This is a genomic window from Rhodopseudomonas sp. P1 (genome assembly GCF_039642825.1).
Taxonomy (GTDB): domain Bacteria; phylum Pseudomonadota; class Alphaproteobacteria; order Rhizobiales; family Xanthobacteraceae; genus Rhodopseudomonas; species Rhodopseudomonas palustris_H.
In genome coordinates this window covers 3,946,310-3,968,273 of sequence record NZ_CP088006.1, presented here as the reverse complement: position 1 = coordinate 3,968,273, position 21,964 = coordinate 3,946,310, and the positions used below count along the sequence as shown (strand labels likewise).

Sequence of the window (21,964 nt, the reverse complement as noted above, 5' to 3'; positions counted from 1 at the left end):
GCGGCTGAACGCCGGCGCTCTGCAATACTGGGTCGCCCGGACGAGCCGGGCGATGACGGGGGTGTGTGGGGCGTGCGCGGTGCATCACCCCGATTGAAGGACGGTGATGTCCGGGGCGAGGCCATCCTCATCCCCCTGCCGCGGCGTCAGGATCTCGATTTCGTCGCCGGCGGTGACGGGGGTTTCGTCCCATTTGCCGCGGGGGACGACGTCGTAGTTGAGCGCGACGGCGAAGTGGCCGCCGGTGCAGTCGAGCTCGGTCATCAGCGCCGCGACGCTGGCCGACTGGATCTCGCGCTGTTCGCCGTTGATGGTCACAAGCATCGCATCACCTGATTGTCGATCTCGCCGCGCTCGACATAGGCCACCACCTTCTCGGCCAGCGACGGCGCCATCAGGAAGCCGTGACGATACAGGCCGTTGGTGGCGACGCGGCGGTTGCCGATGGCGATCCGCGGCAGGTTGTCGGGGAAGGCGGGGCGAAGCCCGGCGCCAAGTTCGACGATGTGGGCTTCGCCGAACGCCGGATGCACCGCATAGGCGGCGCTCAGCAGTTCCAGCGCCGAGCGCACCATCACCAGCTCGTCTTCGCTTTCGACCGTGGTGGCGCCGAGCATGAAGTGATTGTTCTGGCGCGGGATGACGTAGAGCGGCCAGCGCGGGTGCATCAGCCGCACCGGTCGCGACAGCTGCACCTCGGCGGTCTTGATCACCACCATCTCGCCCTTGACGCCGCGCAGCTCGGGCGCCTTGTCGCGGGCCGCGAGGCCGCGGCAGTCGATCACCAGGCCGTCGAGATCTTCCGGGGTCATTTCCGATTCGAAATGGATCGCGCCGCCGGCCTCGATCAGCCGCTCGTGCAGGCGCGCCAGCACCAGCCGCGGCTCGACATGGCCTTCGTCCGGGAAGAACAGACCTTCGCGGAACCGGCCGGCCAGCGCGGGCTCCAGCTCGGCGATGCCGTCGGCGTCGACGCGCTGATGGCCGGTGGTCATCTTGGCGAACCGCTCGAAGTCGGCGCGGTCGCGCGGATGTGCCACCACCAGCGAGCCGTTGAACACCGCGTCCGGGAATTCCTTGCGCCACATCTCCAGCGAGCGCATCCCGATCTGGCTGACCATCGGCTCGGCGCCCTCGGCCTCGCAATACGGCGCCAGCATGCCGCCCGCCCAATGGCTGGTGGCCTGTGTCATCTCGTTGTCGCCGCGCTCGTACAGACTGACCTTGCGGCCGGCGCGCGCCAGCAGCAGCGCCTGCCAGGCCCCGGCGATGCCGGCGCCGATCACCGACACCGGCGCATCCTTGCGGAGGTCCGGCTTCTCGCTGCGCAGCGCCGCGGCGGTCAACGCCGAAGCGGCTGATGCCGAAGCAGCCGCCGCAGAAGCGACTGAAGCCGAAGCAACGGAAGCTGAAGCAACGGAAGCAAACGCGGAAAGATTGGCGGATTCGGCCCCGCCGCGGCCTTCGACTGTCTGATGCATCCCTGTCCCTTCGCCGGCATGACCCGGATCAGGTTCAAAGGGTCACCGCGGTCTCTGTGCCTCGCGAATCGAAGCGGCGAGCGTGCGGTATCTCAGCTCCTCGTCGGAGCCCCCCTCGGAACGGGCTCAATGTAGGCCGATGCCCTGCCGTGTCAACGTGCCTTTGGTGCGATGCTGGTGGGCAAAGCCGCGCAGCACGCCGGGTTCCTCGCCGCGCGCGGGCGCCGCCGCCGCGCGTGTTCCGGTTTACGCCAAATTATCCGCCGGCGTGTTGGATCGCTGCAGCCGCAACCTGCAAGCGAGCGCCGCTGCATGACCATCACCGTCGCCGACGCCAACCAGATCAGCCTCGCCAGGCCGCGGCTGTGGCCGCTGGCGATCGGGCTCGGCGTCTATGCGCTGCTGCTGATCTCCGGCGACCGGCTGCTCAACGATCCCGATACGCTTTGGCAGGTGACGATCGGGCAGTGGATCATCGACCACCGCGCGGTGCCGTGGACCGACAGCTACTCGTTCACGATGGCGGGCCAGCCGTGGATCTCGACGCAATGGCTGGCGCAGGTCGCGTTCGCGGCGAGCTATCAGCTTGCCGGCTGGGCCGGGCCGGTGGTGCTGACGGCGGGCGCGCTCGGCGGCACGTTCTATCTGCTGGCGCGGCTGCTCGGCGCGCGGCTGAACGACACCGCCACCGTGATCTTCGCCGCCGCCGCCCTGGCCCTGACCGCCCCGCACATGTTGGCACGGCCGCACGTCCTAGCAATGCCGGTGATGCTGGCCTGGGTTGGCGCATTGGTCGGCGCCGCGGACCGCCGCGGCGTGCCGTCATTGTGGACGCTGCCGCTGATCACGCTATGGGCCAATCTGCACGGCGGCTTCGTATTCGGCATCGCGCTGGTGGCGCCGTTCGCGCTCGATGCGGTGCTGTCCGCGGAGCGGACGCGCCGTGTCGCGTTGCTGCTGCGCTGGGCGCTGTTCGGGGCGCTCGCGCTGGCCGCCGGATGCCTGACGCCCTATGGCTGGGACTCGATCCTGGCGTCGCGCAAGATCCTGTCGCTTGGCGAGGCGCTGAGCCGGATCGGGGAATGGGCGCCGGAGGATTTCTCCAAGATCGGCGTGCTCGAGATCACCTTGCTGGGCGGCCTCGGCCTGGCGCTGCTGCGCGGCGTGACGCTGCCGCCGGTGCGCATCCTGATCCTGCTCGGCCTGATCCACATGGCGCTGAGCCATAGCCGCAATCTCGAACTCTTGGCGCTGCTGGCGCCGCTGGTGCTCGCCGCGCCGCTGGCCGCGCAATGCGGCATTGCCGCGCCGGCTCAGGGAGCGCCGTCGGCGCGCGGCCTGACTGCCGCGCTGCTGGCGCTGGCGGTCGGCGGCACGCTGGCGTTTGCGACGTGGCACAGCTTCGCGCCGCGTTCGCTGTTCGCGCCGCAGGCCGCGGTCGCCGAGCTGAAGCGGCTGGGTGCGAAGCGGGTGTTCAACGACTACAATTTCGGCGGCTATCTGATCGCGAACGGCGTGCCGACCTTCATCGACGGCCGGACCGAGCTGTTCGGCGAAGCGCTGGTGGTCGATCACGACGACGCGATCCGGCTGCGCGCGCCCGACAAGCTGTTCCGCCTGCTCGATGCTTACGCCGTCGATGCGACGCTGCTGATCCCGAGCAGCCCCGCCGCAAAGCTGCTCGACCGGACCGAGGGCTGGCAGAAGGTCTATGCCGATGACCTTGCGGTGATCCACCAGCGCAAGCCCGGCGCGCCGCCGAGCCCGGCGCTGACGGTCACTCCGCCGCGCTGATACGTCCCGCCGGTCAGGCCGTACGGCTGGGGGCCTGGCGGGGCAGGGTGATGCGCGCGATCAGGCCGTGCGGCGTGCGGGTGTGCAGCGACAGCTCGCCGCCGTGGCCTCGGGCGATGGCGCGGGCGATCGACAGGCCGAGGCCGAACGAGGAGCTGTCGTCCATGTTGCGGGCGTCGTCGCCGCGCACGAACGGCTGCATCACGCTGTCCTTGTCGGCATCGGCAATGCCCGGGCCGTCGTCCTCGACCTCAATGACGATCTCGTCCTGATGCAGCGCCAGCCGGATCGTCACCTCGGTGCCGAACCGCACGGCATTTTCGACCAGGTTGGTGACTGCGCGATGCAGGTCGCCGGGACGCGCCATTGCCATCGCGTGCTCGGGGCCCTGATACGCGACCTTGGCGCCGATGTCGGCGAACTGATCGGTGATCAGCTGCATTGCGCTGGCGAGGTCGATCAGCGTCGGCGCATCGCGGGTGGCGCCGTCGCGCAGGAAGGTCAGCACCGCGGTCAGCATCGCGCCCATCTGGTCGAGATCGTGCAGCGTCTGGGTGCGCTGGTGATCGTCCTCGATGAATTCGGCGCGCAGCCGCATCCGGGTGATCGGCGTGCGCAGATCGTGGCTGATCGCCGCCAGCATCCGGGTGCGATCCTCGATCAGCGTGGTGATGCGCTCGCGCATCCGGTTCAGCGCCCGCGCCAGCGAGCGGATCTCGGCCGGTCCGCGCTCCGGCAGGGGCGCGTCCGAACTATCCAGGCTGAAGGTCTCGGCCGCGGTGGCGAATGCCGACAGCGGCGCCGCCAGCGTCCGCGCCGCCCACAGCCCGAGCAGCGCGAGGCTGACCACGCCGATCAGCAGCGACGCCATCCACGGATTGCCGAGCACCGGCCGGCGCCGCTCCGGTGGCAGTCGCGCGCTGATCGCGTCACCTTCGGGCAGGGTGATGACGATCCGGTCGCCGCCGGCGAGGTCGACCCGATAGTCCGGCCCGAGATGCCGTCGCAGATAGTCGATCTGGTGCGGCGGCCAGGCGCCGTCATGCGGACGCGCCACGGCCGTGGTGCCGGCGAGTTCGAGCTCCGGGAAGGCAGCTGCGATGGTGACGATCAGCTGCGGGCGGTCCGCCGCCGGCGTGCGTCCGATCAGTTCGGCGAATTCGTAGAGCTGATGCGGCTCCGGCTGCTGCGGCGGTCGCGGCATGTCGGGCCGGTTGGCGAAGAACGCCACCGCGATGATGATGTGGCTGGCGATGATCGACGCCAGCACCAGAATCGCGATCTGGCCGCGGATGCCTTCCGGCTTCAGGCCGAAGCCGAGCGCCGCCAGCCGCGCGCGCAGGCTCATGCGGTTTCGACCTCCGGCGTGAACACGTAGCCGCCGGCCCGCACCGTCTTGATCAGCGTGGCTTCGCGCGGATCGGGTTCGATCTTGCGGCGGATGCGGCTGATCAGCACGTCGATCGAGCGCTCGAACGCGCCGACATTGCGGCCGTGGGTGAGATCGAGCAGTGCCTCGCGCGACAGCACCCGGCCGGCGCGTTCGCACAGCGCCTGCAGCAGGTCGAATTCGGCGCTGGTCATCGCCACCAGCGCGCCCTCGGGATTGCGCAATTCGCGGCGCCGGCAGTCCATCCGCCAGCCGAGGAAGCCGAGCGTGGTGGCGCCGGCTGTAGCGCTTGCGGTGACTGCGCTCGCTTGCCGGCGCAGCACCGAGCGGATCCGCGCCAGCAGTTCGCGCGGGTTGAACGGCTTCGGCAAATAATCGTCGGCGCCCATTTCCAGGCCGAGGATGCGGTCGACATCGTCGCCCCGTGCGGTCAGCATGATGATCGGCAGCGCCGAATTGGCGCGGATCTTCCGGCACAGGCTGAGCCCGTCCTCGCCTGGCAGCATCACGTCGAGCACCACCAGATCGACGCGATGATCGGCGATCCAGCGCTCCATCTCGCGGCCGTCCGCGGCGGTGGCGACGTTGCAATTGTTGGCGCGGAGATATTTGGCGATCAGCGCGCGGGTCTCGCGGTCGTCTTCGACGACGAGAATCGATGGTGGTGCGGTGCTCATGGCAGGGGTTTTGCGATGTTTTGCCGGGACTGTAGCAGAGAATCTTGTTTCCGATTGTTTCTACCTGGCGCCCGGCAAAAACCCGCAACTAACTCAAGACTTTGGCGAAGGTCTTGTTAATCGATTAACCATAGCGTCGGCTTCGATCCAAACCCGGAGCCTGCCCCATGACCGCAATTTCCTCCGCTGCCGCGGGCGGCAGCAGCTATCTCTCACCGCTGCAACTCCTGCAGAAGGAGCTCGCGTCGGAAGTCTCGTCCGGTACCGTGAAATCCAGCGACGCCGACGCGCTGTCGTCGGCGCTGCAAGACATCGACTCTTCGCTGCAGAGCAGCCGCTCCAGCAGCAGCTCGGACTCGCGCCCCACCGACCTGAAATCCAAGATCGACGACCTGATCGCCGGCGAAGTCTCGAGCGGCAAGCTGACCACCGATCAGGCCACCGAACTGCAGAACGTGTTCAAGAACACCTTCGCCGGCGGGCCGCCTCCGGGCGGCGGTGCCGGTGGTCCGCCGCCGCCCGATGACGGCAGCAGCACGTCGTCGTCCAGCACCTCGACGGATTCGTCGTCATCGTCCGACATCAGCGACATTCTGAAGCAGTTCCTGCAACTGCTGCAGGATCAGCAATCGTCGACCGCCAACGCCTACAGCGCCAGCGGCTCGGCGGCTTCATCTGGCTCGTTCACCGCGCTCTTGATCAACTACCAGACCTGATCGTCTCTGCTTCGTAATCCGACTGTGTGACGCCGTCGGTTCGAGCGCATTCCCTTTCGCTTCGGCGCAAGGGGATGCGCTCTTTTCGTTGGTGAATGTCTGACGCGGTGATCAAGCGTTGCCGCGGAACCGACGGAACTCATCGGAACTCGTGAGCGGTCTTGCGTACTAATCGGTTGGTGCGCCGCAAGGCGCTAAAAAAAGTTCGATTGCGGGAACGCTGAGTGGAGTCCGCGGTTTTGTAGGCACCATTCACAAGGAAGAGGGCAAGCCAATGAAAGCCAAGACGATCATCGCCGGTCTGCTGGGGACCACGCTCCTCGCGTCCGCCGCCTACGCGCAGAATCCGGCGCCGGCCGACAACAGCAGCACGATGTCGAAGTCGTCGACTGCGGCGTCGGAAGCGCAGCACATGGGTCAGTGGCGTGCGTCCAAGCTGATCGGCGTCAACGTGTACAACCAGGGCAACGAGAAGCTCGGCGACATCAGCGAACTGCTGATCGACAACCAGGGCCGTATCCAGGGCGTCGTGATCGGCGTCGGCGGCTTCCTCGGCGTCGGCCAGCGTGACGTTGCGGTGACGTTCGACAAGCTGCAGTGGGTCAACACCCCGGTGTCGTCGAACACCGCGATGAACAGCCAGACCACTCCGGCTGGCTCGGGCACCTCGACCGCTTCTCCGGCCGCCGGCACCACCACCGGTGCTGCGACCTCGAGCGGCTCCTCGACCTCGGCGACTGCGAACAACGCCGATCGCTGGTATCCGGACCACGCGGTGCTGAACGCCACCAAGGATCAGCTGAAGTCGATGCCGGAGTTCAAGTACTCCAAGTAAGCGACGCGGACCTCAGGTCCCGTCATGCAAACGCCGCCGGTTTTGCCGGCGGCGTTTGTGCGCGTTGTAATGAAACGGATTACCGCGGGACTTGCGGCAGCTCCGGCGGTTTGAGCCGGGTCACCTTGACCTCGAGGATGCCGTTGGCCTCGGCGGTGATCCGCAGCATGTTGGAGTCGAACACCAGGTCCGACAGCCGCAGGCTGGAGATCTCCGAGGAAATGCGAAGACCGTCCTCGTTGCGCTGGTAGGTCGCGATCATATTGCCGACCCGGCGCTGGATATTGGTCGACTCCGGCTTGAGGTCGATCACCGCCTTGTCGGCGATCGCCTTCTCCAGATAGGGCACCGCGGCGCGGGCGGTGTCGCCGAGCAGGCCGAACGCGGCTTCGGATTCGACCGCGAGCTTGATGTCCGACAGCCGCAGCGTCTGGTCTTCCTGATCGAGCGTCGGGCGGCCCCAGATGTGCAGCGTCGCTTCGGTGCCGAAGCCGAAGAAGCTGCGGTTCTCCTTGGCATCGACCAGCAGCGAGATCAGCAGCCGGTCGCCGCTGGCGGCGAGCTTGGCGCGCTTCACCGTGATGGCGGCGCGGCTGTCGCCCTCCGGGAAGGTCTTGCCGACGAACTGCGCTTCGAGGATGCGGTCGAGCTCCTGGAACGGAATGTCGATCGGCACCGCGACTTTGACGCCGGCGTTGTCCGGCGCGACCATCTGTAACGCCGGTGGGAACGGGCATTGCGGCTTGGTCGGACCGGCGGTGATGCGGGTGTCGGCGACGATGCCGAGCGTCAGCGTGGCGGCTGCGGCATCGACCTGCGGCTGGGCTGCGAGCGCCCGGGTCGGCCGAAGTTCCAGGAAGAAGCCGTTGGGAATGCCGGCGCCCTGCAGCGGCACCGAGCGGCACAGCCGATCCCATTCGCGCCGCGCGCTGCGCTCCAGCGCACCGTCGTCGCGGATCTGGCGCTCAAGCACGCCGAGCTGATCGGCGATCGCCTTGTCGATCACCGGCTTGACCTGCTGCGGCACGTCGATGCGGACGCCGCCGACCGAGACGCCGGAATCCGACAGCGCCACTTCGGCATCGAGATGCGGATCGACATGCCAGTTCGGCAGCACCTGCGGCCGCGCACTGATCGCGATGGTGCCCTTGATCTCGCCGTTGGCGTTGAACGACTTGATGTTGACGCCGATCTGCTTGGCCATCTTGTTGCCGAGCAGCCGGCCGAGCGTCTCGTCGACCTTGGACTGAGTGTTGGCCGACAGCGAGCCCTTGGCATTCACCGTGCCGGTGAGCGGCGAGGTAATGGTGAGCTGATCCTTGGCGCCGCGCACCGTCACGGTGCCGCGGGTCGCGGTCCATTGGATGTCGGCGTTCTGCACATATTGCGACAGCGGATTGTTGGCCTTGCCGGAGAAGGTGCGCGGCGCGACTGCGTCGACCAGGTCGCGGATGGTGCCGAGCGGCACCGACACCGGCACCACCACGGTGGACTGCCGGATCGGCGGCAAGGGCGGCAGCGCCTGCAGGCTCGGCGGCGAGATGGCGCGCGGCGCCAGCCAGTCGAACGCCTTCAGCGTGACCGTGAATGAAATCGCGACGATCGCGAGTGCTACCAATCCAAACTTGACGAAACGCATCGATACCCCGGGGCGGAACGGCCGGGACAATACAGCCCGGGGGCGGGGGGCGCCAGCCGCGCCAGCCCCGCGGGCCGCCAAGCCGTGGAAAGACCCGCGAACCGCCGCGATATCGCCGGCAACGGCGCCGCAGATGCGGCGGAGTGTTGCCGGAAATTACAGCCTGATCGGCCCGTCGGGCTCGCAGCCCAGTGCGCCACCGCGCTGTGCCCACAGATTGCACACCGAATCCGCGCTGACCGGCCCTTCGACCACCAGGCACTGGTCCGGTGCCTGATAGAACCGGCAGGAGCCGCAGCGCCGCCCGGAGGTCGCGGTCGCGACGAAGCGGGCATCCTGCTGCGATGATTTCCGCGGGATCATCGCCGAACATCCGGCGGCCGGCTGCGCCCGGCCGGTCGTCGCGGCCGTGCAGGTCGCTGCCAGCGTGAGGCCGGCGATGTCGAGCAGGCGCCGGCGCGATACCAGGGCCGCGGAGTCGATCGGCTTGTCCATCACAGTCCCCCTTCGTCGCGGCGCGGAGGGCCAATGGGCCGCGATCAGGCGAACTGATAGTTCCGTCGTGCTGACGGTTAGCTGACAACCGCCGCGGTGAGCGGCGATGGATGCTTGACGCAGATACGCGCGGCCTCCGGCGAGACCGCGCGCTTTAAATTAACTCATCGCTTACCGCCGGGGCGAACTCAGCCGCGGCGTCCGGTGCCGGCATCGGCGGCGCGGCGGTTGTCGGGCAGCACAATCACCTTGGCGCCGACGTTGACCCGCGAATACAGATCCTTGACGTCCTCATTGGTCAGCCGGATGCAGCCAGAGGAGACGTGGGTGCCGATGGTCGACGGCGCGTTGGTGCCGTGGATGCGATACACGGTGCCGCCGAGATACATCGCGCGGGCGCCGAGCGGGTTGCCGGGGCCGCCGGCCATGTGGCGCGGCAGATAGGGCTGGCGGGCGATCATTTCCGGCGGCGGCGTCCAATCCGGCCACTCGGCCTTTCTGGCGACCGCCTTGACGCCCGACCAGGTGAAACCATCACGGCCGACCCCGATACCGTACCGGATCGCACGCCCGCTGCCGAGCACGTAGTACAGATAGGTGTTGGGCGTATCAACGATGATGGTGCCGGGGGCTTCGCGGGTCTGATAGGCGACGATCTGGCGCTTCAGCCGGGCGGGCAGCTCGGCGACGGTGCCGTCCTCGTCTTCCTGCGGTGCGACTTGGGGCTGCGGTGCGGTCTGTTCGACCGGCGCGTAGGCCAGCGGCTGCATTGCTTCCGGCTGCGGCAGGAAAGGCAGGAACGGGAAGGGCAGCGTCTGCGCCGCATTCGCGGGTGCGGCGATGGCGATGGTCCCGATCGCGACGATGGCGACCGCAGCGGCACGGCTGGTGCGCGGAAAACGGATCATGTCGGGTCCCCCTGTGGGTGCTCGGTTCGTTCGCCTCGACGCCTTTTCGGCGACTTGTTGGCGCTACCTGTACTCCACCATCCGTTTCCGGACGTTTTCGCCGACCGATGGATTTGGTTTCGTCGCAGTAGGGATTTGTTTCGCCTGTCCGCCCGGCGGCCTCCCGCTGGCGCGCCGGATCGTTTGATCAAGCGCAATTGAGAAAGCCCGCCTGCCCGATAAGCCAAGGCCCCCGCGCGGTGCGGGCAAGGGTCGGGGGAGTTTGACGACATGGCGACAGTGAAGTTTTTTGGCAACGAGGCGGTGCCGCTCGAGATGCACAAGGTGCGGATCGTACAGAAACTCAACCTGCCGCCGGTCGAACGCCGCCTGGAGAAGATCACCGAGGCGGGCAACAACACCTTCCTCTTGAAGAACGACGACGTCTTCCTCGACATGCTGACGGATTCCGGCGTCAACGCGATGAGCGACCGCCAGCAGGCCGCGATGCTGACTGCCGACGACTCTTACGCCGGCAGCGCCACCTACACCCGGCTCGAAGACAAGCTCCGCGACATCTTCGGCATGCACTACTTCCTGCCGACCCATCAGGGCCGCGCCTGCGAGCACATCCTCGCCAAGGTGTTCGTCACGCCCGGCAAGGTGGTGCCGATGAACTATCACTTCACCACTACCAAGGCGCACATCGTGCTGCAGGGCGGCACGGTGGAGGAACTGGTCACCGACGCCGGCCTCGAAGTGACCAGCGCCAACCCGTTCAAGGGCAACATGGACATCGCCAAGCTGCGGGCGGTGATCGAGAAGGTCGGCGCCGCCAATATCGGCTTCGTTCGGATGGAGAGCGGCACCAACCTGATCGGCGGCCAGCCGGTGTCGTTGCAGAACCTCGCCGACGTCAGCAACGTCTGCAAGGAGCACGGCGTTCCGCTGGTGCTGGACGCCAGCCTGCTCGCCGACAATCTGTACTTCAACAAGACCCGCGAGGATCACTGCAAGACGCTGTCGATCCGCGAGATCACCCGCCGCACCGCCGACCTGTGCGACATCATCTACTTCTCGGCGCGCAAGCTCGGCTGCGCCCGCGGCGGCGGCATCTGCATCCGCGACCGCGCGCTGTATGAGAAGATGCGGCCGCTGGTGCCGCTGTATGAAGGCTTCCTCACCTATGGCGGCATGTCGGTGCGCGAAATGGAAGCGCTCACCGTCGGCCTCGAAGAGACCATGGATGAGGAAATGATCAACCAGGGGCCGCAGTTCATCGCCTATATGGTCGACCAGCTGGTCGAGCGCGGCGTTCCGGTGATCACGCCGCCCGGCGGCCTCGGCTGCCACATCGACGCCAAGCGGTTCGTCGACCATATCCCGCAGTCGCAATATCCGGCCGGCGCGCTGGCGGCGGCGCTGTACGTCGCCTCCGGCATCCGCGGCATGGAGCGCGGCACGCTGTCCGAACAACGCGAGCCCGACGGCAGCGAGATCTACGCCAATATGGAGCTGGTGCGCCTCGCGATGCCGCGCCGGGTGTTCACGCTGTCGCAGGTGAAATACGCGGTCGACCGCATCGCCTGGCTGTACGCCAACCGCAAGCTGATCGAGGGCCTGACCTTCGTCGAGGAGCCGGAAGTGCTGCGGTTCTTCTACGGCCTGCTCAAGCCGGTGACCGACTGGCAGAACAAGCTGGTGGCGAAGTTCCGCGAGGACTTTGGCGACAGCCTGTAATCATCGCTGTTACTCGTCTCTTGCAGCACAAACGTCGTCATGCCCGCGCTTGTCGCGGGCATCCACGTTTTGGAGACCTGTCGAGCAAGGCGTGGATGGCCGGAACGATGCCGGCCATGACGAGGGCGGCAAACGTACGGTCGATTCAATTCGTTACGACGCCGCGTCTTCGGAACCTGGGATTCCTGAATGCGTTGCTCACGGGGGCAACATCAGGAGGTCAGCATGGCTGCGAAGAAAGCCACCAAGAAGACCACGACGCGCGGACGCAAGCAGGACCGCGCCCGCGTTGCCGGCGGCCAGGACTACGAAGTCCGCTATGAAGCCAAAAAGACCGGCCGCTCCGCGCCCGCGGTGAAGAAGGCCGTCAAGAAAGTCGGCAACGCGCGCAAGAAGGTCGAGAAGCGGCTGGCGAAGAAGGGGTGACGCGCCGGCGGGCGGGGTGATCCCGGCTCGCAATGACTTCGCCAGGACACCGCGCTCAGGTGCAACATCCTGCGGGCGAGTTTCCATCGGGCTTGCTGGCCCGAATGAATCCGCTGAAGAACTTGTCCTGCATCTTGGGGGCGAGGGCGTCGACGTCGATGCCCTTGCCGGCGAGGAATTCGCGCGCGTCCTCGATGTCGTAGACGCGGGTCGGCTCGATCGAGATCTGCGCGAAGCCGGCGGCGGCCAGCCTGGCGACGTAGTCGCTCTCGTCGAGCGCGCCGGCGAGGCAGCCGACCCACAGCAGCACGTCGCGGCGCAGCGCTTCCGGAATCTCGCCGCGGGTCACCACGTCCGACACCGCGAACCGGCCGCCCGGCTTCAGCACCCGGAACGCCTCGCGCAGCACGCGGTCCTTGTCGCCCGACAGGTTGATGACGCAGTTCGAGATGATCACGTCGACCGAAGCGTCGGGCAGGGGGATCGCCTCGATCTCGCCCTTGAGGAATTCGACGTTGTCGACGCCGGCCTTGCGCTGGTTATCGCGCGCCAGCGCCAGCATCTCGTCGGTCATGTCGAGGCCGTAGGCCTTGCCGGTCGGGCCGACCCGGCGCGCCGACAGCAGCACGTCGATGCCGCCGCCGGAGCCGAGATCGAGCACGGTCTCACCCGGCGACAACTGCGCCAGCGCGGTCGGGTTGCCGCAGCCGAGCGAGGCCAGCATCGCCTCGGCCGGCAGGCCCTGTTCCTGCGCGGCGTCGTAGAGATTGCTGGTGATCGGGCTGGCGCCGGGAAGTGCCGACGACCCGCAGCACGAGGCGCTGCCGCCGGTGGCGACCTTCAGCGCTGCGCCGGCGTATTTCTCGCGGACGATGTCCTTCATGTCTTGCACGTCAGTGGGCATTGCGGTTCTCCGTTGGGCAGCAGACGACGTCTTCGGCCCGCACCGCGCGGGAGCGGGTGCAGCATTCGGCATAGAGGAAGGCCAGCAGCTCGCGCAGCGCATCGGCGTTGGCGGTGTAGCGCAGGAAGGTGCCTTCGCGGCGGGACTGCACCAGGCCTTCGTTCTTCAGCTTGTCGAGATGATGCGACAGCGTCGACGGAGCTATGCCGAGTTCGTCGCCGATCTCGCCGACCACCAGCCCGTCCGGATGCGCCGACAGCAGCGTGCGCATGATGCGGAGCCTGGGCTCGGTGCCCATCGCGGCGAGCATGTCGGCGAAGCGGGCGATATCGACGGTGTCGGTCATGGCATCGATCTCATTTTCGATAATTCTACAATCATCGAATTGTTGGTCAAGCTGTTTGTGCTTGACCGCTTATGCGCATAAGCGCATTTGTTTGCGATGGACACCGAAGCTCTCTGCTATCTCAACGCGCTCTCCGATCCGACCCGGCTCGCAGCGGTGCGGCTGCTGTGGGACGGCGAGGAGCATTGCGTCTGCGAACTGATGCGCGTGCTCGGCGCGACGCAGTCGCGGATGTCTCGGCATATGGCGGTGCTACGCAGCGCCGGTCTGGTCATCGATCGGCGCGACGCGCAGTGGGTGCGCTACCGGCGCTCTCCGAATCTGTCGCCCGAAGCGGTGGCGCTGGTCGAGGCCGCGCTCGCCTTCAGGCGCAAACGGCGCGCGAGGGCCGCATGACCACCACCGCACTGTCCGGCAAGTCTCGCTTGATGACGACCAAACTGATCGTCACCGTCCTGCTCGTGGCACTATGGGGCGCGGTGTACGCGGTGCTGTCGCCGGCTTCGGAATGGATCGTGCGCCAGCTTCCGCTCGATCCGGCCGGCGGTTCGGCGCGGGCGCTCGCGTTCTTCATCTATGACACTCCCAAGGTGCTGATGCTGCTGACGCTGATCGTGTTCGCAATGGGCGTGGTGCGCAGCTTCTTCTCGCCTGAACGCACCCGTGCGCTGCTCGCCGGGCGGCGCGAAGGCGTCGGCAATGTCGCCGCTGCCGGGCTCGGCGTGCTGACGCCGTTCTGCTCGTGTTCTGCGGTGCCGCTGTTCATCGGCTTCGTCAGCGCCGGCGTGCCGCTCGGGGTGACGTTCTCGTTCCTGATCTCCGCGCCGCTGGTCAACGAGGTCGCGCTCGGGCTGCTGCTGGCGCTGCTCGGCTGGAAGGTGGCGCTGCTGTATCTGTTGCTCGGCCTCGCGGTGGCGATCGTCGCCGGCATGGTGATCGGCCGGCTGCATCTCGAGGCCTGGCTGGAAGACTGGGTGCGGGCACTGCGCACTGAAGCGGCGCCGCTCGAAGCCGAGCGCCTCAGCGTGTCGGACCGGATCGACGCCGGGGTCGAGGCGGTGCGCGACATCGTCGGTCGAGTGTGGCCGTGGATCATCGCCGGCATCGCGATCGGCGCCGGCATTCATGGCTGGGTGCCCGAAGGGCTGCTCGCCGGGATCATGGGGCGCGATGCGTGGTGGTCGGTGCCGGCCGCGGTGGCGATCGGCATTCCGATGTATTCCAACGCCGCCGGGATCGTCCCGGTGGTCGAGGCGCTGCTCGGCAAGGGGGCCGCGCTCGGCACCACCCTGGCGTTCATGATGAGCGTTACCGCGCTGTCGGCGCCGGAACTGATCATCCTGCGCAAGGTGCTGACGGTCCGGCTGATCGCCGTGTTCGTCGCCGTCGTCGGCCTCGGTATCCTGGCGGTCGGCTATCTGTTCAATTTCCTGTTCGGCTGAAGGAGAAGGTCATGAAGGACGTCAAGGTGCTGGGTTCGGGCTGCAAGCGCTGCATCGAAACCGCCGCTCTGGTGCAGGGCGAGGCTGACCGCCTCGGCGTGCCGATCCGGTTGGAGAAGGTCACCGACTACGCCGAGATTGCCAAATTCGGCATCGCCTCGACGCCGGGCGTGGTGGTGGACGGCAAGGTGGTGCATGCTGGCGGGCTGCCGAAGGCCGAGAGCATCGCGGCCTGGCTGTCGAGCTGAGCGGCGGCGGAGACAGGACTTGACCGGTGCTGATACTTCCATTATTCATGAATTATGGAAGCAAGTGCAGCCCTCGATGCTCTGTCGGCCCTATCGCAGGAAACCCGCCTCGCGGTGTTCCGGCTGCTGGTCCGGTGCGAGCCGGATGGCGTCGCCGCCGGCGATCTCGCCAAAGCGGTGGGAGTGCCGGCCAACACCATGTCGGTGCATCTCGGCGTGCTGAGTCGCGCCGGCCTCGTGACCTCGGAGCGGCACAGCCGCTCGATCGTGTACCGCGCCGATCTGGGGCGGTTCCGAGATCTGATGCTGTTCATGCTGATGGATTGCTGCGACGGCCGCAGCGACATCTGCGCCCCGCTGATCGCCGACCTGACCCCCTGTTGTCCTTCGAAAGAGACCGTCGATGTCTGATCGCATCTTCAACGCGCTGTTTCTCTGCACCGGCAACACCGCCCGCTCAATCATGGCCGAGAGCATTCTGCGCAAGGACGGCGGCGGCCGGTTCAACGCCTTCTCCGCCGGCAGCCAGCCGAAAGGCGTGGTCAATCCGTTCGCGCTGAAAGTGCTGGCGGACGGCAACTACCCGACCGAGGGGCTGCGCTCCAAGAGCTGGCAGGAGTTCGCCGCCGCCGACGCCCCGGTGATGGATTTCGTGTTCACCGTCTGCGACAACGCCGCCGGCGAGGCCTGCCCGGTGTGGCCCGGCCAGCCGATGACGGCGCATTGGGGCATCGACGATCCCGCCGCGGTCGAGGGCAGTGACCTCGATAAGGAGCGCGCCTTCGTCCAGGCGTTCCGCTTCCTGAAGAACCGGATCGACGCCTTCACCGCGCTGCCGATCAAGATGCTCGATGGCGTCGCGCTGGGTACCAAGCTGCAGGAGATCGGCCTGCTCGCCGGCGTGAGCTTCGGCCGGCCGAAGGTGGCGTGATGGACGTCATCATCTATCACAACCCTTCCTGCGGCACCTCGCGCAACACGCTCGGCCTGATCCGCAACGCTGGGATCGAGCCGCACGTGATCGAGTATCTGAAGTGCCCGCCGACCAGGGCGCTGCTGAAACAACTGATCGCCCGCGCCGGGCTCACGCCGCGGCAGGCGCTGCGCGAAAAGGGCACGCCTTATGCGGAGCTGAAGCTCGGCGATCCGTCGCTCAGCGACGACGATCTGCTCGACGCCATGATCGCGCATCCGATCCTGATCCAGCGGCCTTTGGTGGTGACGCCGAACGGCGTGCGGCTGTGCCGGCCATCGGAACAAGTCCTCGACCTGCTGCCGCCGCAGCAAGGCGAATTCCGCAAGGAAGACGGCGAACTGGTGATCGACGCAAGTGGGCGGCGGGTGGCGACGGCGTAAGGACTTTCTCCGTCATTGCGAGCGGAGCGAAGCAATCCAGCCTCCCGTGCACCGAGCTGGATTGCTTCGTCGCTTCGCTCCTCGCAATGACGGGGAGGGATCATTCGCACTCAACGCCTCTCGGTTGAAAGGCAAACTCTGATGTCCACCTTCGAACGCTATCTCACCCTGTGGGTCGCGCTGTGCATCGTCGTCGGCATCGGGCTCGGGCATCTGATGCCGGGGGCATTTCAGGTGATCGGGGCGACGGAGATCGCCAAGGTCAACCTGCCGGTGGCGGCGCTGATCTGGCTGATGATCATTCCGATGCTGGTGCGGATCGACTTCGCGGCGCTCGGGCGGGTGCGCGAGCACTGGCGCGGCATCGGCGTGACGCTGTTCATCAACTGGGCGGTGAAGCCGTTCTCGATGGCGGCGCTGGCGTGGCTGTTCGTCGGCTACCTGTTCAAGCCGTATCTGCCGGCCGAGCAGATCAACTCCTACATCGCCGGGCTGATCATTCTCGCCGCCGCGCCGTGCACCGCGATGGTGTTCGTCTGGTCGAACCTGACCAAAGGCGAACCGCATTTCACCCTCAGCCAGGTCGCGCTCAACGACACCATCATGGTATTTGCCTTCGCGCCGATCGTGGGCTTGCTGCTTGGCCTGTCGGCCATCACCGTGCCGTGGGACACGCTGGTGCTGTCGGTGGTGCTGTACATCGTGGTGCCGGTGATCATCGCGCAGGGCTTGCGGCGCTGGGCGCTGGCATCGGGCGGCGAGGCGCAGTTGCAGCGGCTGCTCGGCGTGTTCCAGCCGCTGTCGCTGGTGGCGCTGCTGGCGACGCTGGTGCTGCTGTTCGGCTTCCAGGGCGAGCAGATCATTAGGCAGCCGCTGGTGATTGCGCTGATCGCGGTGCCGATCCTGATCCAGGTGTATTTCAACGCCGGGCTGGCGTACCTGCTCAATCGGCTGTCTGGCGAGCAGCATTGCGTTGCCGGCCCGTCGGCGCTGATCGGCGCCAGCAATTTCTTCGAACTCGCGGTCGCTGCGGCGATCAGCCTGTTCGGCTTCGAATCCGGCGCCGCGCTTGCCACCGTGGTCGGCGTGCTGATCGAGGTGCCGGTGATGCTGACGGTAGTGGCGATCGTCAACCGCTCCAAGCGCTGGTACGAAACCGCTGCGGGCGCCCCGGTGGCGCGGACGCCGGGCTGACGGAGCCCTGATTAAGCGGCTCCGGTCGCGGCGCGGAAGGTGGCGCGGGCGACGCCGAACGGCTCGCCCAGCGACAGGCCGCCGTCGATCACCAGCGTCTGACCGGTGATGTAGCCGGCCGCCGGCGAACACAGGAACGCAACCACCTCGGCGATCTCGGCCCCGGTGGCGGCGCGGCCGAGCGGCACCGCAGCTTCGAGCACCGCGCGATTGACCGGATCGTCGCTGAGCTTGGCGCCGACATCGCGATCCACCACGCCGGGCGCCACCGCATTGACCCGCACGCCGCTGCGGCCGAGATGCCAGGCGAGATAGCGGGTGAGCTGTTCGACGCCGGCCTTGGCGACGTGATAGGCGGCAGTCTCGTGCGCGACGCTGCGCGCCAGCACCGACGACAGGTTGACGATCGCGCCGCGCGCTTGCGCCAGATGCGGCAGCGCCGCCTGCGCGGTGAGCATGTAGCCGCGCAGCATCACCGCTTCGGTTGCATCCCACAGTGCGGCGCTCTGCTCGGCGAAGGGCGGCCGCGCCCGCTGCGTCGGCGCGGCGTTGTTGACCAGGATATCGAGCCCGCCGTTCGCGGCGGCGCTCGCCGCCACCGTTGCGGCGATCGCGGGCTCGTCGCTCATGTCGCCGACGATGAAGCGCGCATCGCCGCCTGCGTCCCTGATCGCGCGTGCCGCCGCTTCGCCGGACTCGTGCTTGAGGTTGACCAGCACGACCTGCGCGCCCTGCAGCGCCAGCGTGCGGGCGATCGCGAGGCCGATGCCCTGGGCGGCGCCGGTGACCATCGCGCGGCGGCCGTGCAGGGGCAGGGCGGTGCGCTCGTTCATCTCGGCGCCGGCGATGGCGGCCGCGCCGGCCGCAGCTCGATCCGGCTCGCCAGCGCGCGCGGCGCGAACGACAGCGCGTCGATTACCGCCTGCGCGACGTCGTCGGCCGACAGATGCCAGTCCTGCGGCGGCTCGCCGGCGAAATCGGTCGCGACCCGGCCCGGCATCACGCAGCTGACGCGGATGCCGAACGGGTGCAGCTCTTGCAGCAGTGATTCCGACAAGCCGAGCAGGCCGAATTTCGAGGCGCAATACGCCGCGCCGCCGCCATAGGCGTTGACGCTGGAGCGGCTGCCGATGTTGACGATGGCGCCGCCGCCGCGCGCTTTCAGCGCCGGGATCGCGTAGTGGCAGCAATAGAACGCGCCGGTGAGGTTGGTATCGAGGGTGAGCCGCCAGTGCTCGGGCGGAAACGTCTCGACCGGTCCGAGCAGGCCGACCCCGGCGTTGTTAACCAGGAAATCGAGGCCGTCGAACGCCGTGACGGTGTGGTCGACCAGTTGGCGCACCGCCGCTTCGTCGCGGACATCGCAGGCGAGGCCGTGAACCCGGCCGCGCGCGCCGTCGCGCAGCGCCGGCAGCGCCTGCGCGATCTCGCTCTCGTCGCGGGCGCAGATCATCACCGATGCGCCGGCCCGCGCCAGCGACCGCGCGATCGCAAAGCCGATGCCCTTGCTGCCGCCGGTGACCAGCGCGGCCTTGCCGGCGAAACTCATGCGTGCACCTGTCGGCGCTGCGGCTGCGGCAGCGGCCGCGTCAGACCGCGCGGCATCGTTCCCGCGAACCAGCCCGGCGGCTGCTCGACATGCGCCAGCGCCAGCAGCTCGGGGAATTGCGCGACGCGGTTCTGCCAATAGGCGGAGGTTGCGGTGAGCCGCAGGAAGTCGGCGCGATGATGGGCATGGCGCTGCGCGTCGCCGAGCAGGTGATAAGCATGCGCCAGCGCCGCGGCCATCGAGGCGTCGTACGGATAGCCGTCGTGGATCGCCTCGATCCAGCGCGCCAGCTTGGCGGCATTGCCGCCGCGCCGGAAGTTCGGATTGTCGAGGAAGTTGGCGACCAGGTTGAAGCTGAACCAGATCTCCTTCTGCTGTTCGAGATCCGGCACGCTGGCGCGGTCGATCTCGAAGATCTCCCAGCCGGTGCGCAGCACGCGGTCGCGCGCGAAGCGGTAGCCGAATTCGCCGCGCTCGGCGGAGCGCCCCGGATTGATGGTCTTGTCGTAGCGCTCTTCCTTGGTGCGCGCGTCGCCGAGCGACTGGAACGCCGAGAACATCTCGGTGCCCTTCAGCGGCTGGCAGATGTAGAAGCTCGCCCAGTCGCTGGCGAGTTCGACCGCCAGATCGTAGCTGTCCATCATCTGGCCGAAGGTTTCGTCGGGAAAGCCGATGATGAAATTGGTCGAGACGAACACCTCCGGATATTTGGCGAACAGCTCGGCGCGGGCGCGGAGCTTCGGCTTGGTGGTCGGCTTCTTGATCGTCTTCAGCATCGCGTCGTTGCCGGATTCGACGCCGATCTTGAGGGCGCGCAGGCCGGACGCGACCATCGCCTGCATTACCTCGTCGTCGATCGCCACCGCGATCAGGCCGTTGCTGGCGGTCCATTCCAGCCCCGGCACCTGCTCGGCGAGGCCCCTGAACAGCGCCAGCGCGCGCTCCCGGTCCCACAGCAGATCGTCGTCGAGCCAGTCGATCGAGCGGATGCCGTGATCGGTGACGAGGTGCTTCACCTCGTCGATGACGTCCTGCACCGTGCGCTGCCGCAGGCCGAAGCCGTTGAAGTTGCGCACCGTGCAGAAGGTGCAGCGGGCGCGGCAGCCGCGTGCGGCCAGCACGGTGGCGAACGGCTTGTCGGCGCCGACATAGCGCGAGAATGCGCCGAGCCCGCCATAGCGGTGATACTCCTCGATCCGGATCGCGTCGTAGAACGGCGTGACATCCCAGTTCACCGGATTATCCGGTGGCGGTGCGCCGAGCTCGACGATGGCGCCGCCCTCGGTGAATGCCATGCCGACCGGAACGGCATCCGGATTGCCGGCCAGCGCGCCGAGATAGCCGATCAGTTGCTGTTCGCCTTCGTGGCGGGCGACGATGTCGCACAGCCCGCTCGCCAGGATCTCCCGATAGTCGAACGTCGCCTGCACGCCGCCGCACAGGATCGGCACCTGCGGGAATTCGCTGCGGATCAGGTCGATGACTTCGGTGAAGCACGGCTTGGTGGTGCCGAACATGTACGACACCCCGACGTGCGGGTGGGCGCAGGCCTTGATCGCATCGCGCACCAGATCGCGCCAAAGGCCGTAGTCGAAAGCCTCGCCATGCGCGGCCTTCAGCAGCTGATGATTGATGTCGATCAGGTGGATGCCCAGCGCGGGATCGGCGGCGCGGGCGGCGGCGGCGAGATACAGCAGGCCCACCGGAGGAAAGTTGTAGTAGCCGCCGCTCCGCGCGGTGGTGACGTCGAAATAGCTCTGCGGCACCAGCGCCGGCTGGATCAGGATCAGGTCGCTCGGCCGCTGCAGCGAACGGGCGGCAACGAAGCGGTCGAACTCGGCGCGGATCCGGGCGCGATCATCCGACGCGGAACTGATGGTCGCAGCGGCCTTGGTCATCACAGCGGACTCGCGGGCTTGCAGGAACGATCGAACGCAAAGCAATCACGGACGCCGCCCGCTGATGAAAGCGCGGAGGCGCGTCACGAATCAATACAATCACTCTGGCATGAGTAGAAGCGCAGCAGCGCCGCCGCGCGCCTCGGGAAACTACGCGGACGCCGGATATCGAACGACGGTCGGCGGCTGTCAGGAAGTGACGCCGCCGACGAGCGGCGAGGGAGATTGGCGATCAGGCGCCGCGCAGTTTCAGCCCGGTCGCGTCTTCGAGTTCGGCGATCGCCTGTTCGGCGCTGACCACCTTGATGGTCGCCATGCCCATCTCGCGCGCCGGCTTCAGATTGACGCCGAGGTCGTCGAGATAGACGCAAGCCTTCGGGTCGACGCCGAGCGCCTCGATCATCATCTGGTAGATCTTCGGATCCGGCTTGCGCAGCCCGATCTTGGCGGATTCGATGACGTGGTCGAACAGCGCCATCACCTCGGCGATGTACAGCGTCCGTCCCGACGCCGAGCCGATCGCGTTGGCGGGCAGGTTGTTGGTGATGCAGCCGGTCTTGTGGTTCTGCTTGATGGTGCGCAGCGCCGCGACCATTTCGGGCCGCAGCGTCCCAGACAGCAGCGGCAGAACGTCGCGGCCGCGCACCTCGGCGCCGAGCGCGCGGGATTCTTCAGCGAACAGCGCGTCGAAGGTGTCGAGATCGATTTCCGCGCGCTCGAATTTGGCCCACGCGTTCTCGAAATGATTGGCGGCATTGGTGCGGCGGATGATGTCGATCGGCAGCCCGCGCTCGGTCTCGAACCGTGCAAATGCCTCGAACGGCGAACTCGTGAGCACCCCGCCGAAATCCCAGATCACCGCCTCGATCATCGCGTTCCATCTCCCCGCTGTTGTTTGCCGGAGCGCTATCACGCGTTCGCAGCGGCGACCAGTCTGATCGCAGATG

Annotated in this window: 25 protein-coding genes and 1 riboswitch; of the genes, 12 read left to right on the top strand and 13 right to left on the bottom strand. The window is 67.3% G+C overall.

From position 1 onward, the window contains the following. Positions 1 to 84 precede the first annotated feature (84 nt). A complete protein-coding gene (gene thiS / locus LRC39_RS18345; RefSeq protein WP_346295204.1) occupies positions 85 to 324 on the bottom strand; it encodes a sulfur carrier protein ThiS in 240 nt (79 codons plus the stop codon). Then, complete coding sequence (locus tag LRC39_RS18340) at positions 315 to 1,481, bottom strand: FAD-dependent oxidoreductase (RefSeq protein ID WP_346295203.1); 1,167 nt, start codon at positions 1,479 to 1,481, stop codon at positions 315 to 317. The genes thiS and LRC39_RS18340 overlap by 10 nt, the downstream gene beginning before the upstream one ends. Further along, positions 1,470 to 1,607: riboswitch (TPP riboswitch) on the bottom strand. Its footprint overlaps the gene before it by 12 nt. Positions 1,608 to 1,793: 186 nt before the next feature. Here LRC39_RS18340 and LRC39_RS18335 point away from each other — a divergent pair. Then, positions 1,794 to 3,275, top strand: a complete 1,482-nt coding sequence (locus tag LRC39_RS18335) for a hypothetical protein (RefSeq protein ID WP_346295202.1) — start codon at positions 1,794 to 1,796, stop codon at positions 3,273 to 3,275. Between the two features lie 13 nt (positions 3,276 to 3,288). Here LRC39_RS18335 and LRC39_RS18330 read toward each other — a convergent pair whose 3' ends face one another. Then, entirely contained in the window at positions 3,289 to 4,623 is a 1,335-nt protein-coding gene (locus LRC39_RS18330) for an ATP-binding protein (RefSeq protein ID WP_346295201.1), read from the bottom strand. Continuing rightward, entirely contained in the window at positions 4,620 to 5,342 is a 723-nt protein-coding gene (locus tag LRC39_RS18325; RefSeq protein WP_107356369.1) for a response regulator, read from the bottom strand. Before LRC39_RS18325 ends, LRC39_RS18330 begins: the two co-directional genes overlap by 4 nt. A 167-nt stretch (positions 5,343 to 5,509) precedes the next feature. Between LRC39_RS18325 and LRC39_RS18320 the strand changes: the two genes are divergently transcribed. Both LRC39_RS18320 and LRC39_RS18315 read left to right on the top strand, forming a co-directional pair. Beyond that, positions 5,510 to 6,058, top strand: a complete 549-nt coding sequence (locus tag LRC39_RS18320; protein ID WP_346295200.1) for a hypothetical protein — start codon at positions 5,510 to 5,512, stop codon at positions 6,056 to 6,058. A 274-nt stretch (positions 6,059 to 6,332) separates the two neighbouring features. Beyond that, on the top strand, positions 6,333 to 6,893 hold the full coding sequence (locus tag LRC39_RS18315) for a PRC-barrel domain-containing protein (RefSeq protein WP_346295199.1): 561 nt from the start codon (positions 6,333 to 6,335) through the stop codon (positions 6,891 to 6,893). 79 nt (positions 6,894 to 6,972) lie between these two features. Here LRC39_RS18315 and LRC39_RS18310 read toward each other — a convergent pair whose 3' ends face one another. The 3 genes from LRC39_RS18310 to LRC39_RS18300 form a co-directional block, all read right to left on the bottom strand. Continuing rightward, positions 6,973 to 8,532 carry a DUF4403 family protein gene (locus LRC39_RS18310; RefSeq protein WP_346295198.1) on the bottom strand — a complete coding sequence of 520 codons (1,560 nt, stop codon included), beginning with the start codon at positions 8,530 to 8,532 and terminating at the stop codon, positions 6,973 to 6,975. A 156-nt stretch (positions 8,533 to 8,688) separates the two neighbouring features. After that, positions 8,689 to 9,027, bottom strand: a complete 339-nt coding sequence (locus LRC39_RS18305) for a hypothetical protein (protein WP_346295197.1) — start codon at positions 9,025 to 9,027, stop codon at positions 8,689 to 8,691. Positions 9,028 to 9,215: 188 nt separating this feature from the next. Continuing rightward, a complete protein-coding gene (locus LRC39_RS18300; protein WP_263989137.1) occupies positions 9,216 to 9,935 on the bottom strand; it encodes a L,D-transpeptidase in 720 nt (239 codons plus the stop codon). A gap of 270 nt (positions 9,936 to 10,205) precedes the next feature. Between LRC39_RS18300 and LRC39_RS18295 the strand changes: the two genes are divergently transcribed. Continuing rightward, positions 10,206 to 11,654 (top strand): tryptophanase, encoded by a 1,449-nt coding sequence (locus tag LRC39_RS18295; protein WP_263989136.1) that lies wholly within the window; start codon positions 10,206 to 10,208, stop codon positions 11,652 to 11,654. 225 nt (positions 11,655 to 11,879) lie between these two features. Further along, the gene (locus LRC39_RS18290; protein ID WP_263989135.1) at positions 11,880 to 12,080 is read left to right on the top strand and encodes a DUF3606 domain-containing protein; all 201 of its coding nucleotides are present in this window, start codon (positions 11,880 to 11,882) and stop codon (positions 12,078 to 12,080) included. 55 nt (positions 12,081 to 12,135) lie between these two features. Here the strand turns inward: LRC39_RS18290 and LRC39_RS18285 are convergent, their stop codons facing one another. Both LRC39_RS18285 and LRC39_RS18280 read right to left on the bottom strand, forming a co-directional pair. Further along, positions 12,136 to 12,984, bottom strand: coding sequence for an arsenite methyltransferase (locus tag LRC39_RS18285; RefSeq protein WP_346295196.1), 849 nt, complete (start codon positions 12,982 to 12,984; stop codon positions 12,136 to 12,138). Then, on the bottom strand, positions 12,974 to 13,330 hold the full coding sequence (locus LRC39_RS18280) for an ArsR/SmtB family transcription factor (RefSeq protein WP_013501553.1): 357 nt from the start codon (positions 13,328 to 13,330) through the stop codon (positions 12,974 to 12,976). The genes LRC39_RS18285 and LRC39_RS18280 overlap by 11 nt, the downstream gene beginning before the upstream one ends. Positions 13,331 to 13,426: 96 nt before the next feature. Here LRC39_RS18280 and LRC39_RS18275 point away from each other — a divergent pair, with 96 nt between their 5' ends. The 7 genes from LRC39_RS18275 to arsB all read left to right on the top strand — a co-directional run bounded on the left by LRC39_RS18275 (position 13,427) and on the right by arsB (position 17,570). After that, on the top strand, positions 13,427 to 13,726 hold the full coding sequence (locus LRC39_RS18275; RefSeq protein WP_142883130.1) for an ArsR/SmtB family transcription factor: 300 nt from the start codon (positions 13,427 to 13,429) through the stop codon (positions 13,724 to 13,726). Further along, positions 13,723 to 14,772, top strand: coding sequence for a permease (locus LRC39_RS18270; protein ID WP_346295195.1), 1,050 nt, complete (start codon positions 13,723 to 13,725; stop codon positions 14,770 to 14,772). The genes LRC39_RS18275 and LRC39_RS18270 overlap by 4 nt, the downstream gene beginning before the upstream one ends. 11 nt (positions 14,773 to 14,783) lie before the next feature. After that, positions 14,784 to 15,020 carry a thioredoxin family protein gene (locus tag LRC39_RS18265; protein ID WP_011159097.1) on the top strand — a complete coding sequence of 79 codons (237 nt, stop codon included), beginning with the start codon at positions 14,784 to 14,786 and terminating at the stop codon, positions 15,018 to 15,020. Between the two features lie 54 nt (positions 15,021 to 15,074). Beyond that, positions 15,075 to 15,431: an ArsR/SmtB family transcription factor gene (locus LRC39_RS18260; protein WP_346295194.1), complete on the top strand. Its 357-nt coding sequence runs from the start codon at positions 15,075 to 15,077 to the stop codon at positions 15,429 to 15,431. Beyond that, on the top strand, positions 15,424 to 15,951 hold the full coding sequence (locus LRC39_RS18255) for an arsenate reductase ArsC (protein ID WP_346295193.1): 528 nt from the start codon (positions 15,424 to 15,426) through the stop codon (positions 15,949 to 15,951). Before LRC39_RS18260 ends, LRC39_RS18255 begins: the two co-directional genes overlap by 8 nt. After that, positions 15,951 to 16,376: an arsenate reductase (glutaredoxin) gene (gene arsC / locus LRC39_RS18250; protein WP_346295192.1), complete on the top strand. Its 426-nt coding sequence runs from the start codon at positions 15,951 to 15,953 to the stop codon at positions 16,374 to 16,376. The genes LRC39_RS18255 and arsC overlap by 1 nt, the downstream gene beginning before the upstream one ends. 141 nt (positions 16,377 to 16,517) lie before the next feature. Then, entirely contained in the window at positions 16,518 to 17,570 is a 1,053-nt protein-coding gene (gene arsB / locus LRC39_RS18245) for an ACR3 family arsenite efflux transporter (RefSeq protein ID WP_346295191.1), read from the top strand. Positions 17,571 to 17,581: 11 nt separating this feature from the next. Here the strand turns inward: arsB and LRC39_RS18240 are convergent, their stop codons facing one another. The 4 genes from LRC39_RS18240 to LRC39_RS18225 form a co-directional block, all read right to left on the bottom strand. Next, positions 17,582 to 18,403: an SDR family NAD(P)-dependent oxidoreductase gene (locus tag LRC39_RS18240; protein WP_346295190.1), complete on the bottom strand. Its 822-nt coding sequence runs from the start codon at positions 18,401 to 18,403 to the stop codon at positions 17,582 to 17,584. Continuing rightward, positions 18,400 to 19,119, bottom strand: a complete 720-nt coding sequence (locus tag LRC39_RS18235) for an SDR family oxidoreductase (RefSeq protein WP_346295189.1) — start codon at positions 19,117 to 19,119, stop codon at positions 18,400 to 18,402. Before LRC39_RS18235 ends, LRC39_RS18240 begins: the two co-directional genes overlap by 4 nt. Beyond that, positions 19,116 to 21,017 carry a B12-binding domain-containing radical SAM protein gene (locus LRC39_RS18230; protein WP_346295188.1) on the bottom strand — a complete coding sequence of 634 codons (1,902 nt, stop codon included), beginning with the start codon at positions 21,015 to 21,017 and terminating at the stop codon, positions 19,116 to 19,118. Before LRC39_RS18230 ends, LRC39_RS18235 begins: the two co-directional genes overlap by 4 nt. Before the next feature lie 232 nt (positions 21,018 to 21,249). Continuing rightward, complete coding sequence (locus LRC39_RS18225; protein WP_346295187.1) at positions 21,250 to 21,888, bottom strand: HAD-IA family hydrolase; 639 nt, start codon at positions 21,886 to 21,888, stop codon at positions 21,250 to 21,252. Positions 21,889 to 21,964 lie beyond the last annotated feature (76 nt).

Coding starts and splice junctions, on each gene's coding strand:
- LRC39_RS18325 (WP_107356369.1), bottom strand. CDS start 5,342: ATGAGCACCGCACCACCATCGATTCTCGTCGTCGAAGACGACCGCGAG.
- thiS (WP_346295204.1), bottom strand. CDS start 324: ATGCTTGTGACCATCAACGGCGAACAGCGCGAGATCCAGTCGGCCAGC.
- LRC39_RS18320 (WP_346295200.1), top strand. CDS start 5,510: ATGACCGCAATTTCCTCCGCTGCCGCGGGCGGCAGCAGCTATCTCTCA.
- LRC39_RS18330 (WP_346295201.1), bottom strand. CDS start 4,623: ATGAGCCTGCGCGCGCGGCTGGCGGCGCTCGGCTTCGGCCTGAAGCCG.
- LRC39_RS18340 (WP_346295203.1), bottom strand. CDS start 1,481: ATGCATCAGACAGTCGAAGGCCGCGGCGGGGCCGAATCCGCCAATCTT.
- LRC39_RS18295 (WP_263989136.1), top strand. CDS start 10,206: ATGGCGACAGTGAAGTTTTTTGGCAACGAGGCGGTGCCGCTCGAGATG.
- LRC39_RS18285 (WP_346295196.1), bottom strand. CDS start 12,984: ATGCCCACTGACGTGCAAGACATGAAGGACATCGTCCGCGAGAAATAC.
- LRC39_RS18315 (WP_346295199.1), top strand. CDS start 6,333: ATGAAAGCCAAGACGATCATCGCCGGTCTGCTGGGGACCACGCTCCTC.
- LRC39_RS18300 (WP_263989137.1), bottom strand. CDS start 9,935: ATGATCCGTTTTCCGCGCACCAGCCGTGCCGCTGCGGTCGCCATCGTC.
- LRC39_RS18255 (WP_346295193.1), top strand. CDS start 15,424: ATGTCTGATCGCATCTTCAACGCGCTGTTTCTCTGCACCGGCAACACC.
- LRC39_RS18230 (WP_346295188.1), bottom strand. CDS start 21,017: ATGACCAAGGCCGCTGCGACCATCAGTTCCGCGTCGGATGATCGCGCC.
- arsC (WP_346295192.1), top strand. CDS start 15,951: ATGGACGTCATCATCTATCACAACCCTTCCTGCGGCACCTCGCGCAAC.
- LRC39_RS18260 (WP_346295194.1), top strand. CDS start 15,075: ATGGAAGCAAGTGCAGCCCTCGATGCTCTGTCGGCCCTATCGCAGGAA.
- arsB (WP_346295191.1), top strand. CDS start 16,518: ATGTCCACCTTCGAACGCTATCTCACCCTGTGGGTCGCGCTGTGCATC.
- LRC39_RS18225 (WP_346295187.1), bottom strand. CDS start 21,888: ATGATCGAGGCGGTGATCTGGGATTTCGGCGGGGTGCTCACGAGTTCG.
- LRC39_RS18280 (WP_013501553.1), bottom strand. CDS start 13,330: ATGACCGACACCGTCGATATCGCCCGCTTCGCCGACATGCTCGCCGCG.
- LRC39_RS18305 (WP_346295197.1), bottom strand. CDS start 9,027: ATGGACAAGCCGATCGACTCCGCGGCCCTGGTATCGCGCCGGCGCCTG.
- LRC39_RS18290 (WP_263989135.1), top strand. CDS start 11,880: ATGGCTGCGAAGAAAGCCACCAAGAAGACCACGACGCGCGGACGCAAG.
- LRC39_RS18240 (WP_346295190.1), bottom strand. CDS start 18,403: ATGAACGAGCGCACCGCCCTGCCCCTGCACGGCCGCCGCGCGATGGTC.
- LRC39_RS18275 (WP_142883130.1), top strand. CDS start 13,427: ATGGACACCGAAGCTCTCTGCTATCTCAACGCGCTCTCCGATCCGACC.
- LRC39_RS18310 (WP_346295198.1), bottom strand. CDS start 8,532: ATGCGTTTCGTCAAGTTTGGATTGGTAGCACTCGCGATCGTCGCGATT.
- LRC39_RS18265 (WP_011159097.1), top strand. CDS start 14,784: ATGAAGGACGTCAAGGTGCTGGGTTCGGGCTGCAAGCGCTGCATCGAA.
- LRC39_RS18270 (WP_346295195.1), top strand. CDS start 13,723: ATGACCACCACCGCACTGTCCGGCAAGTCTCGCTTGATGACGACCAAA.
- LRC39_RS18235 (WP_346295189.1), bottom strand. CDS start 19,119: ATGAGTTTCGCCGGCAAGGCCGCGCTGGTCACCGGCGGCAGCAAGGGC.
- LRC39_RS18335 (WP_346295202.1), top strand. CDS start 1,794: ATGACCATCACCGTCGCCGACGCCAACCAGATCAGCCTCGCCAGGCCG.